Consider the following 11785-nt stretch of genomic DNA (forward strand, 5'->3'; position numbering starts at 1 on the left):
ACATATTAAGTAGTTGTGCGTCTACAGATAGGTTGCGAAAAAGCGTACCTTAATAATTGACTTATCTGGTATTGGGGTAACTTCTCACCATGAAATACGGGCGTGAAACGCTGGCAGTTTGCCAGCGAATTTTGATTGAATTATTACGACGGCGACGCAGCCTGATTTTTTGGTGTATTTTTCCAGTCTCTGTTTTGCTGATTAATGGGGTTATTCTGGCAGAAAATGCCAAGTTGTCTATGGCTGAGGCTTTTGAAAAGGCTGCTCCCTCAACACTGGTGGGTGCCGCACTATTTTTTAGTTGCTTGGGTGGTAGTGTAGCAACTGTGGTTGCAGAGCGAGAACAGCAAACCCTCAAACGTCTTTTTATCTCACCGCTCAGCGGAACGTCTTATTTCTTAGGAATTTTCCTAGCTCACAGCTGCATTGGTGTCGGTCAAGCCATTTTAGTCTACACGATTGCTGCTTTTTGGAATGCTCAGTTTCAGGGTTCTATTGTGCTAGGAATCCTGATTATTTTTTTGAGTATTATTTCCTATGTTGGTGTTGGGTTTATTCTCGGTACGCAGTTTGCTCGTCGCACAGAGGATGTTAATGCTTTGGTGGCAGCATTTGGGGTGCCTTTATTAATTTTAGGAGGTGCCTTTTTACCGACTTCGCTGTTTTCAAAGACACTGCTAAAAATTGCTAAGTTCAATCCAATTTATCACATGAATGAAGCCCTAATCGGCGTATCTGCTGATGGCAGTGGACTGGGAGAAATTGCATCTCACTTTTGGTTTTTATGCGTGTTTGCAATTTTAATGGTTGTAGGAGGATGGCTGTCCTACCAGCGGATGTTGAGTCTTGAAAGGAGACTGTGATTGTTTAAAAATAGGGATGTATACATAGTTTTTAACGTGGGGTTACGCTAAGCTTTACGCAAAAGCCAGCAAAATTTAATTTTATTCTCAGCGTAGTTGGCGATTTTTTGCCATACTTCTGTGTTTAAAGAATATCGTTCAGCTTGTAATCAATTAGGGAATATTGTGCTACGAATTGAGAAGCTAAATAAATCTTACGGAACGCGAGCTGTTTTACAGGAATTAACGCTGCATATTCCCCCTGGAGAAATTTACGGTTTACTGGGACCCAATGGAGCGGGAAAAACCACAACGATTAATATAATTTGTAATTTATTGCGGGCGGATAGTGGAGAAATTAAGATTAACAACCAACCTGTCTCAAACGCAACAAAAAATCTGATAGGGGTTGCGCCGCAAGAAAATTTACTTTATAAAACTCTAAGTTGTGAGGAAAATCTCCATTTCTTTGCTCGGATTTATGGCTTAACAAATCAGCAGCGGCGTCAACAGGTAGAAGCAAGTTTAGCGGCTGTTAATTTATTAGATAGAGCAAAAAGTCCGGTGGAAACGTTGAGTGGCGGAATGCAGCGGCGGTTAAATATTGCGGTTGCTTTGGTACATCAGCCTAAGCTGATCGTTCTGGATGAACCCACGACTGGATTGGATATTGAAGCGCGTTACGAAATTTGGGAGTTAATTCGGCATCTGAAAAATCAGGGGATTACAATTCTGCTTACGACTCATTTGTTAGATGAAGCCGAACGCCTTTGTCAAAAAATCGGGATTCTTAAAGGGGGTAGTATTTTGGCGGAGGGCAGTTTAACAGAACTGCGAAAATTAGTGCCAGCAGTGGAAGTTGTGGTAGTGGAGACGCCGGAGGAGGAGCAAGCGATCGCTCGCGCTAAGAAATATAATTTCACTCCTCGGCGTTATGGGAATGATTTAGCTTTTTGGCTACCAGAACATCTAGAACTAAAGGAAATTATTTCCTGTTTTGATGGAATTCCTCTCGATTCGATTGCTCGGCAACCTGTACGGTTAGAGCATATTTATGTTGAGGTGACGCAGGGTTAAGAATTGCGCGATCGCAATATCTCTCCGTAACAGACAGACCAAAAATAAAGTGCAATATTAATTTCGCTGAACAACTTTGGGACACCCTCTAGCAAGACGGGAACTACATCGCCGCTTAACTTTAGCGAATCTACAGCGATCGCGCTGAACAATAAACCGATACCACTGAGTAGCAGAATGTAGGGCGTTGATTGTATTTTCCGCCTGAAGGCTAATCCGTATCCCAAGGTCGCTATCGCATATACGACGATGGTTATTAACTTGGGAATTCCTGCTCTTAAAAGAATAATGTGAATCCGAAAAATTTCATTAATGAGAAACCCGCCAGTTATGATTGCCGAATACAGAATAAATGAATTTCGGGTTTGTTGTCGTTGAATCGTTCTCAGCAATCCAAAACTAAAAGTGCAAACAATGGGCGGTACCGCACATAATAACTGGAACGTATGAGTTAACAAACCCGCATTTGGATCGGCTGGGGCACGCGGCGGCTCGAATAGTATTCCTGCTGGAGAACCCAAGAATTGGGTATAGACAATTAAAGCAATAACTGCTAGAAAAGAGAAACTATTGACCCAAAAAGCAGAGCGGTAACTTGCCATAATTTAACCAGAAACGCTATCTCTTCAATAGAGATACACGATTCGCGCCAGCAGTTACGAATTATTACCGTAAGAAAAATAAGGTGATGGTTCGCCAAAAGCAATTTTCTATTTTTAAATCTGCTAATTAAATAAGAGAAAATAGGAGAAAGCCAGCGCGATCGCTACTGTTGGCTCATCCCGATACAGCACTTTCACGGCTGACTCCCTAAAATTCTGATGCGAAAAATTCTTTGCGTTCCGATCACCAATTCCACATGATGGGGCTATCGTCTAGACGAGCGGTGACAATCCGCCCAATTGCATCAATTTCCTGCAATTCATCAGTCGATAGTTTAATATCACCCGCCTTAGCGTTGTCTATGACTTGTTGGGTATTTCTCGCACCCGCGATCGCATTCGTTTGTGGTTGGGCAATTAACCACGCCAATGCCAGTTGAGCAAGGCTACACTGATGGCGTTCGGCAATCGGACGCAGTTTGTCCAAAGCTTGCTGGGCGCGTTCGTAGTTCTCCCCTTGAAAAAGCTTATTTTTCGCACGATTATCCGCTGGATCGAATTGATGATCGGAGCCGAATTTTCCAGTTAATAATCCTTGAGCGAGAGACGAATAAGCCAGAATTGAAATCTTGTTTTCAACGCAGTAAGGCATGGCATCCTTTTCCACCCAACGCCAAAACAGGGAATACGGCGGTTGCAAACTATCGATGCGTCCATACTGGGCAGCTTCTTCCAACTGGGCGCGGGAGAAATTAGAAACCCCAATTGCCCGAATTTTACCTTGTTCCTTCAGGTGGTTAAGGGCGTTCATGGTTTCTTCAATGGGGACTATTTCGCTTTTAAACACTCCAGAGGGCCAGTGAATTTGGTATAGGTCGATATAGTCGGTTTTCAGGTTTTTGAGAGAGCGATCGCACGCTTCAATCACTTGGTCATACTTGAGATGATTGGCAAACACCTTGGTTGCATAAACCGCTTGCTCGCGCACATCTGATAGCGCTTGGGCGACAATCTGCTCAGAATGCCCCTCGCCGTAGACTTCAGCGGTGTCAACTGTAGTGATACCGGCATCAAATGCCACCCGGATTGCTTTTATCGTGTCGGCGTCTTCAATTCCCACCCACATCCTTTTGCCAGCTTGCCATGTACCCATGACAATCGGAGAGATTTGAATGTCAGAAGTGCCTAAGTGTCGTTTTTCCATGCGTCAATCCTGGTTTATCGGCTTCTGTCTTCATATTAGGCAACACTTGGGGGAAGGGGATGCGATCGCTTGCTTCGTTTTCAACATCAAATCAAATCAGCATCAAAGTAACGATGTTAACTGACCTGTCGTGTGGTCGCTGTTAGCCTGGAATTAGAATATCCGAGACTTATGCAATCCACGACGACCACCAAAACCACGCCTCACGCCCTCAAAGAATGGGCGGTTGCTGTCGATGCCTTAGAACAAGGCAAAACGATTATGCTGCTACGCAAAGGCGGCATCCGCGAGGAAAACAACCGCTTCACCGTTGCCGAAACAGAAGTTTTGCTCTACCCAACTTATGAACATCAACAGCCCGATTTGCTAAAAGCGGAATATTCCAATCTGGTGCAACCCGTCGCCTCCGGTTGGCATCCAGAAACCATCCGAATCGGTGCTTGGGCTGAAATTACTGATATTTTGCCTGTGAGTGAAGAATCAGCGGTGAGAGGGCTGCTACCGTACCATATTTGGAACGAGCAATTTGTCAGCGATCGCCTCAAATGGAAGCCGCGTCAGCCGATTTATGTGCTGCTACTACGCACTTACAAACTGATTCAAGCGCAGATTATCGCTTACCGCCCGGAATATGGAGGTTGCAAGTCGTGGATCGATCTTGCAAGCGCGATCGCATTTGAGGATGCAAAACCTGTTTTAGATGATGCAGAATATGCTCAGCAAGTCACAACAATTCGGCAAATAGCTAATTGGTGAGAAGTATTCCATTATCCGCTATGTCAAATCTGGTTAATTCGCCGTAATTCTCCGGAACCCCACCCCGCCATCTCCTGCGGCTCCGGCTCCCCTCCTCGCAAGCGGGGAGGGGCTGGGGGTGGGGTTCTTTTATTATGGAAACCGGACAGATTACCCATTACCAGACATTGGGTGCGTCAGCGGTAACTCTAAAGTAAACGTTATCTCTTCAGAAGCACTCCTGACTCGAAGAATGCCGCCTAAATGTTGGGTGAGTTTCTGCACCAGCGCTAATCCTAAACCAGTTCCGCCCTGCTTCCAGCGATCGGCACGGGGAATGCGGTAGAACTTGTCAAAAATGCGGGGTAGCTCATCAGGCGGAATCTCGACCCCAGAGTTGCTCACCTTGATTTGCATCATTGCCGAAGCGGCACGGACTGTTACTGTAATGCGTTCTCCTGGTGGGGTATACTTGCACGCATTATTGAGCAACTCTGTCAAAATTCGCTCCACACTGGCTAATTCCGAGACTAGGGTGGGCAAGTTTGAGGGAATATCAACCTGTAAGATTTGTTCGCGTTCCTGTATGCGGGAGCGAAAGGATTCAATAATATTCGGCAACCACTCTGGTAGATCGATTGCCGTGGCAAGAAAGCTGGGATAAGACGCAGCTGCTAGCCGTTGCAAGTCTAGAAGGTCATTGATTAGCTCAGTTTCTCGGTTGCACTCTGTTTGCAATATTTGTAGATAGCGCTGAGAGCGATCGCCTGTCGGAGAAACCTTGAGCATTTGGATCGCCATTTTCATATTGGCGATAGGAGTCCGCAATTCGTGGGAAACCGTGCTGAGGAAGTCATCTTTGAGTTGATTGAGTTTCTCCAGTTCCTGCACTTGGGCAAGGGATGTTTGATAAAGTCGGGCTTGACGAATTGCGATCGCGCATTGATTGGCTACCTGTTTGACCAGCCGAATCTCCAGATTGTTAAAGGTATAATCTGGGTGATGGAATAACCACAAATCCCCCAGGACTCCTTGATCGTCGAACATCGGACAAGCTAACATCGATGCCTGACCGTGGATAGAGTTGCCAGAGAAGGAACACAATTGAAAATGCTTCCCTTGCCGGAGGGGTCGATAAATTTCCGGAAAAGAAGCCATTTGCAAGACGCGACCCTTCGAGGAAGGCATTGAGGCGGCGTATTCGTAGCAAATCGTGGCAGTTTCTTGTTCCAAGTTGTAGAGCGAAGCATGGCAGCTGCTCATGTTGAAAGAGAGTGCCAACTCCCTAACCGCTGCTTGCAAAATTTGGCTTTCGTCCAGACTATCGCGGACTTTGTCTGTGATGCGTTTCAGCACCGCATCAAAGCCGAGTGCTTTTTGCAACTGGGTGGTACGTTTTTGCACTTGGCGTTCCAGATTCGAGTTCATCTGTTGCACCTGCTTAAACAGTGCCGCTTGCTCAATGGCGATCGCTAACTGATTCGCCAATGAAGTCAGTAAGTCAATTTCTAATTGCTGCCACTGTCGGGGTTGCGAACACTCATGGACACAAAGCAACCCCCACAGTAGAGGCGTGGGGGAAGTGGTGCAAAACACCGCATTCGCTCCCGTATTTTCTGCGACGGTGAAGATTTCGTCCCTGCCTCTTTGCAAAATCGGGACTATCAAAGTCGCTCTGACTTGAATCTCAGCCAGTAGGTCAAAATGATATTTATCTAAATCTGCGGTATGAATATCTTCTATCGCGGTGATTTCCCCTTGTTGGTGGCGCTGGACATAAATGTCTCCTAGTGGTTTTGAGATGGTGCTTCCCTGGAGAGACTTACACCCAGAACCGACCGATTCCATCATCACGACTCCACTCCAGTCTGGCTGGAAACGGTAAACGATTACCCGGTCGGTCTGGAGCAATTCTCGGACTTCAGTGACGGTCGTACTGAGAATCTCGTCTAAGTCTAAAGATTGGCGAATGCGTTGAGCGATCGCTGCTACCAATCGCTGTCGTTCAGTCTGCTGCGTTAAAGCGAATTGTGCGAGCTTCTGTTTGGTGATATCCAGAGTAGTGCCAATCATCCGCACCGCTGTGCCTGTTTCGTTGCACAGCAACTGGCTTTTTGTCATCATCCAACGAATGCTGCCATCAGGCCAGACAATGCGAAATTCCTGTTCGTAGCCCTGATTTTCTTCCAAGGCACGAATTGCTGCTTGCTGTACGGATTCGCGGTCTTCCAGATGAATGTATCCAAGGAAGGCGTCATAGGTTTTCTCAAAGCTACCTGGAGTCAAACCAAATAGCTTTTCATTGTTGTCAGTCCAGGTCACTTGATTCGTGAGGATGTTCCAGTCCCAAATGCCCATTTGTGCAGCTTCCAGAGCTAGTCTCAATCGCTCCTCACTTTGTTGCAGTGCCTCTTCTGCTTGCTTGCGTTTCGTGATATCGAATCGAATTGCTAAATATTGGAACGGTTTTCCTTGGTCATTTAGAAACGGCACAATCGTAGTATCGACCCAGTAACAAGTGCCATCCTTCGCTCTATTTTTAATTTCCCCTTGCCAAATTTTTCCGTCAGAAATCGTTGCCCAAAGATTTTGAAAGAATTCTTTTGCATGGAATCCAGAATTGATCAAACGATGACTTTGTCCAATCAATTCTTCTCTGGCATATTTAGAAATTTGACAAAATTTATCATTAACATAGTTAATCGTTCCCTTCTCGTCAGTTGCTACCGCGATCGCTGCTTGATCTAAAGCAAACTTGATGTCTGATAATTCCTTCAACGATTGTTCTAATGCCTGTTCAGCTCGCTTACGTTCGTCAATATTTTCAATAACCGAAATGAAATACTTCGGCTCACCCGTTGGTTCGCGTACCAGCGATACAGTCAGATTAATCCAAACTTGAGAACCATCTTTGCGGATGGAGCGCTTCTCGATGGAATAGGTCTGAATCTCTGACGCCAACATTTGGCGGACGTGTTCAAGATCCGCATTCAAATCGTCGGGGTGAGTAATATCCTGAAAAGTGCGCTCTCGCAGTTCCTCTGGCGTGTAACCCACAATATCGCAGAGTTTTTGATTAACCAGTAACCACTGCCCGTCGATGCTGACGTGAGCGATGCCAACAGCAGCTTGGTTAAATGTTGCCTGGAAGAACCTGTCGCTTTCTCTGTGTGCCTCTTGCACCTGCCTACGGTTGCTGATATCGATGAATATGCCGATTGCACCCTGAAATTGACCATTTTCGCCAAAGAGGGGACTGGTTCTAGCGAATACCCACCACTCTCGATCGTTTTTGCAACGCCAACGCCACTCATGCTGTTCTTGGGTTCCTTGCTGCATCCGCTGGTAATACGAGTGTGCTTCAGCAAGGTCTTCCTCAAAGAGGAAATCAAATGCAGAACGACCCAGAATTTCCTCACTTGAATAGCCGAGCATTTCGGCGGTTTGCTGGTTAACGTATGTCGTTTTTCCCTCAGCATCGATTATCCAAATGCCTTCACCCGTCGCATCCAGAACTCGCCGATACATCTGTTCGTTTTGGCGCAGCAGTGCCTCAGTTTGTTGGCGCTGATTGATTTCATGTTGCAATTGTTCGTTAGCTTGCGCCAGTTCCGCAGTCCGGTTTCTGACGCGCTTTTCTAACTCTTCATCAGCTTCGTGCAACTTCGCCTCTGTTTGCTGACACCGGGTTAATGCAGCTTGCAACGCTTCTTTGGCTTTGAGAAGCTTTAGAGTTTGTGCTTTAAGCCGCATATCAAACTCTCTAGACATTCTGCGTTTTAATCTGCTCATCATAACTAGCCGCGTTGCAAAGTACAGTGCTACGATTAGCTTCTTCTATCTTCTTCAGTTACGAATGCGATCGCTCATAAGTTTTCTGGACTGTAGAAGACCTTTAAGAAGCTACGCTCACCATTTTCCCGCTTCTTCCATCTTCAAGGCAGGGGATGCCGCGTATACCGACATAGGTTGTGCGATCGCAATCTCCTTTTGCCTAAAAGACATTTGCCTACTTTGATATGCTATAACTTTCTCCTTGAACAAGGACTTACTACCGACAGACCAGCATCAGTCGGGCATTTTGTCCGATTCCCCAGGCATGGTTTTGTGCCTAGATTTATTAGAGCCTATATAGATCCTATAGAGTTTCAGAAGGGTTACACGTTCCCGTTTTTGCGAATTTGGCAATCATCTACGCGGTTTTTTCATAACTTCATATCAATTTTATGTTTCATATTTTACTGAATACATCTTGCTTGTTATATATTTACACCGATTAAGTGCATTGCCGCATTTGCTGATGCGAGAGCTAAGTCAAAGGGAATTCACCCGATTGGCTGAGACTCAACTGTGCTACCGAGACAATGTTTCCCCAAAAAAAGCGACTGGCAACGACCTTTGAGCAAAAGTAATTATAGCCATAGGTCAAAGACTTTGGGTGAGTGGCGTGAAGAATTCGTCTCAATCGGTTCGGTGTCAAAGCGATCGCATTGATGTTGAGTTAAGAATGAATGCTATTAGACAACTTATTCCACAATTGGCGCTATATACAACTAGGCTAAGTCACCAGTTTCTATTAGCTATTTTGCATAAATTGTCAAGAAAAAAGTGATAAGTTTTATAACTACATTGCGCGAGCTTGATTGGAGCAAAAATTTTGTGAGTTCTTTAGAGGTATGTTATTGTAAACGATTAATAAATCCAACTTTCCTTGGAGCAGCAGTTCATCCTAAGAGATTTTCCGGTCAAATCAAGTCGAGCGACTTTGAGCCGTCTTAGCAACTCTTAGTTGAGCTGTATAGACAGCTATTGTTAAAGGATGTTAAAGGAAGCTTCCTCCAAGCATTTACCCCAAGAAAATCTGCTCAAGGGTTCACCCCTTTTTTTGAGAAAGGAGTTTTCTGATGCCTAAACAAATGTCCTGGTTGCCTAAGTCTGCGACGGATGATGAGAAGATTTTGTATTTGCAAAATCAACCCAATGAACCCTGGCGACCTTACACAGCCTTTCCGCAATACGCTGTACCCGACTACCGCGAACCAGGAATTTCTAGGGGTTGGGCAACTTACCAAAAGTTAATCCGGACAGGCTGGACTTTGGTTCCTAGTGAGAAGGCGCAGGAATTTTCTATTATAAATTCAGAGCAAAGCTGATAAAAAATACCAGCAAGCAAAGAAAATTAACAATATCAAGTGTAGAAATGCCTGCTACCCATAAGTCTCTGGAGACCGTTTTTGCTAATGCAGCGTTGATTGATATCTAAAACATTTCTTAGCTCCCAATCCTAGAAAAATTGAGAAACAAGAAAAAGTTGCACAGGGCGTTAATTTCTGAATTGTTTTAATTGTTTGCGGAGTAGGGCGATTTCGGTACTGTTACCGCTTTCTTCGCCCATTTTAAATAATTGAAATTTCTTTTGAGCCAACTCGGCTGCGGTTTGAATGAAAGCGCGTTGTTGTTTGGGTGCTACGCGCAACCGCGCGAGGGTGTTGGAACGCCTGTTACAGAGTGCTTCGTAGTCAGCAGATGAAATTACAGTTGGAACTTCGTCGCTAAGGTATGTTTTGAGCATTTTGCGATCGCGATCGGCAGCGACAAACCCTAAAACAATCATTAAAGCTGCCAGGAACCCGTAATTCCACAAAGCGATCGCTAGAGTCGCACCACCACTAGCTTTTGCTAAAATCAGTGCGCCATTGTGGATTAAATGGGCACTCATCGCCGCAATCAACCCGCCAGAGATTAGCAGGATTTTCGTAAACAGGTTATGGCGATGGCGTGCCAAACCAAAACCGATGCCGGTGAGGGCTGTCCAAAAGCCGTGCATGAAGCCCAAGACAATGACACGTAGCAGCAGCAGCTGTCCCCATTCTTCCCACGTCTTTGTACCCTGCAAGTAGAGGATATTTTCTACATAGGCAAATCCGAAACCCGCCATCGCCCCATAGACGATCCCATCTACCCAGCCATCAAATTCTCTGCGATACCACAGGTAAATAATTGCTACAGCAGCGCCTTTGAGGATTTCTTCGGTGACTGGCGCATTGACGGCAGTGGTGATGAATTGACCCCCAAGACTTTCTGCACCAAATATCAGTTGGATGGGTACGTTTAGAATTAATTGCACAATGATGCCACCCACCACTGCTGGCAGCGCCCCCCACAAAAATGCCGCAATCAGGTAGCGTGTCGGTTCTTTCTCAAACCGATCGATGCTAATCACGATGCGGATGTAAATAAAGGTGGGAATCGCTATCAAAATAGCTGTGATTAGGAACCTATCCATAGGGAGAGTTTAATTTTCTTCGTTTATAACTTATTGCTCAGTTATTTGCCAGGTGATGTTACCCACAAGCAATCAGCGATCGCTTTATCAGTTTGTGCAGGCTCTTCTACCGTAGGATTGAGTAGAATCGATCGCTGGATTATTTTATTGCCCAAGCGTCGAGCAACACGGCTGGGAATTCCATAGCCGTAGACTATATGAGCTTGTCCAGCCAGCACGACGACTTGATAATCTGGATGGGTTTTTAGAAACTGCGCGATCGCATCTGCCATTGTTTCATCCCACAGCACTTGGGCAGTGAAAAATCGCTCGAAGTTGGCGCTGGAACCATGACCCGCGGCTTGATGTTGTTGAAAAGCCTGTTGTACCATTTGGCGATACTCAGGATTATCAGTACGGATTTCAGCCTTTGCTGGAATATAGCGCCGTTCCGTTGCTGTTAGGCTTTCTAAGCCTTGTCGGGCAACTTTGCGGGTGACTTCGCTGGGAGTATTTAAGGCTAAGACAGGCAGTTTCTTCTCCTTAGCAAAACCCAAAATTGGGGCGTAATATTCCCAAGAAAAACCCCAGCGTTTTTTATATTCGCTTTGTTCGATTAGCTGAGTTTCTGTTATCTTCCCCGCCAGATAGCGATCGAGTACGCCTTGATAGGGACGCTGGAACATCTCCATCGCGATCGCTACTTTCCGATTTCGCCGATAGAGTTCCTGAATTATCTCCAGTTGAGCTTGGTGATCTTCAGGGCTATCGTGGGTTTCCCCTAAATAAATGACGTTTACCTTTGCGAGTTGTTGCAAAACTTCGGGTCCAGTATAGCTCTGCTGCGTTTGAGGGCTGGAGATTGTTTGGGAATAAGCAGGCAAGGCACAGAGGAGGAAAATAAACAGCGACCAAGCGCAGAATTGGCTGAATGAGTATTTTTTCATAAAGAGATTGTGGCAGGAGAGCATTCTTCTCAGCTTACTTATTTCCAGCTACATGAAAAACCCGTTCTCTTGGGGAAAACGGGTTTCTTGACGTTCAGTTGTGGCAACGATTG

General features: G+C 45.5%; 9 protein-coding genes. 4 read left to right on the top strand and 5 right to left on the bottom strand.

Features of this window, described 5'->3' with window-relative positions:
• The first annotated feature begins 89 nt into the window (after positions 1-89).
• On the top strand, positions 90-863 hold the full coding sequence (locus NC996_RS10175; RefSeq protein ID WP_190531813.1) for an ABC transporter permease: 774 nt from the start codon (positions 90-92) through the stop codon (positions 861-863).
• Between the two features lie 165 nt (positions 864-1028).
• Positions 1029-1919, top strand: a complete 891-nt coding sequence (locus tag NC996_RS10180; protein WP_190682737.1) for an ATP-binding cassette domain-containing protein — start codon at positions 1029-1031, stop codon at positions 1917-1919.
• Here NC996_RS10180 and NC996_RS10185 read toward each other — a convergent pair.
• Together NC996_RS10185 and NC996_RS10190 are read right to left on the bottom strand one after the other, a co-directional pair.
• On the bottom strand, positions 1916-2521 hold the full coding sequence (locus NC996_RS10185; RefSeq protein WP_190412067.1) for a hypothetical protein: 606 nt from the start codon (positions 2519-2521) through the stop codon (positions 1916-1918). The two genes, NC996_RS10180 and NC996_RS10185, sit on opposite strands and share 4 nt — an antisense overlap.
• 244 nt (positions 2522-2765) lie before the next feature.
• On the bottom strand, positions 2766-3725 hold the full coding sequence (locus tag NC996_RS10190; protein WP_190682651.1) for an aldo/keto reductase: 960 nt from the start codon (positions 3723-3725) through the stop codon (positions 2766-2768).
• Positions 3726-3896: 171 nt separating this feature from the next.
• Between NC996_RS10190 and NC996_RS10195 the strand changes: the two genes are divergently transcribed.
• On the top strand, positions 3897-4481 hold the full coding sequence (locus NC996_RS10195) for a DUF1802 family protein (RefSeq protein ID WP_190682654.1): 585 nt from the start codon (positions 3897-3899) through the stop codon (positions 4479-4481).
• Positions 4482-4631: 150 nt separating this feature from the next.
• Here NC996_RS10195 and NC996_RS10200 read toward each other — a convergent pair whose 3' ends face one another.
• Positions 4632-8231 carry a PAS domain S-box protein gene (locus NC996_RS10200; protein WP_199302877.1) on the bottom strand — a complete coding sequence of 1200 codons (3600 nt, stop codon included), beginning with the start codon at positions 8229-8231 and terminating at the stop codon, positions 4632-4634.
• 1133 nt (positions 8232-9364) lie between these two features.
• Here NC996_RS10200 and NC996_RS10205 point away from each other — a divergent pair.
• Positions 9365-9613, top strand: a complete 249-nt coding sequence (locus NC996_RS10205) for a hypothetical protein (protein ID WP_190412071.1) — start codon at positions 9365-9367, stop codon at positions 9611-9613.
• A gap of 170 nt (positions 9614-9783) precedes the next feature.
• On the opposite strand, the gene NC996_RS10210 is transcribed toward NC996_RS10205, so the two are convergent.
• Both NC996_RS10210 and NC996_RS10215 read right to left on the bottom strand, forming a co-directional pair.
• Positions 9784-10746, bottom strand: coding sequence for a PrsW family intramembrane metalloprotease (locus NC996_RS10210; protein ID WP_190531312.1), 963 nt, complete (start codon positions 10744-10746; stop codon positions 9784-9786).
• A 41-nt stretch (positions 10747-10787) separates the two neighbouring features.
• Complete coding sequence (locus tag NC996_RS10215; protein WP_190682657.1) at positions 10788-11672, bottom strand: ChaN family lipoprotein; 885 nt, start codon at positions 11670-11672, stop codon at positions 10788-10790.
• Positions 11673-11785: the final 113 nt, after the last annotated feature.

The organism is Trichocoleus sp. ST-U2, from assembly GCF_039961875.1.
In the GTDB taxonomy this organism is placed as follows: domain Bacteria; phylum Cyanobacteriota; class Cyanobacteriia; order Cyanobacteriales; family FACHB-T130; genus FACHB-T130.

What these genes read in the sequence shown, in the direction of transcription:
- NC996_RS10195 (WP_190682654.1), top strand. Translation starts at nt 3,897, where the DNA reads ATGCAATCCACGACGACCACCAAAACCACGCCTCACGCCCTCAAAGAA.
- NC996_RS10185 (WP_190412067.1), bottom strand. Translation starts at nt 2,521, where the DNA reads ATGGCAAGTTACCGCTCTGCTTTTTGGGTCAATAGTTTCTCTTTTCTA.
- NC996_RS10215 (WP_190682657.1), bottom strand. Translation starts at nt 11,672, where the DNA reads ATGAAAAAATACTCATTCAGCCAATTCTGCGCTTGGTCGCTGTTTATT.
- NC996_RS10210 (WP_190531312.1), bottom strand. Translation starts at nt 10,746, where the DNA reads ATGGATAGGTTCCTAATCACAGCTATTTTGATAGCGATTCCCACCTTT.
- NC996_RS10175 (WP_190531813.1), top strand. Translation starts at nt 90, where the DNA reads ATGAAATACGGGCGTGAAACGCTGGCAGTTTGCCAGCGAATTTTGATT.
- NC996_RS10205 (WP_190412071.1), top strand. Translation starts at nt 9,365, where the DNA reads ATGCCTAAACAAATGTCCTGGTTGCCTAAGTCTGCGACGGATGATGAG.
- NC996_RS10190 (WP_190682651.1), bottom strand. Translation starts at nt 3,725, where the DNA reads ATGGAAAAACGACACTTAGGCACTTCTGACATTCAAATCTCTCCGATT.
- NC996_RS10200 (WP_199302877.1), bottom strand. Translation starts at nt 8,231, where the DNA reads ATGTCTAGAGAGTTTGATATGCGGCTTAAAGCACAAACTCTAAAGCTT.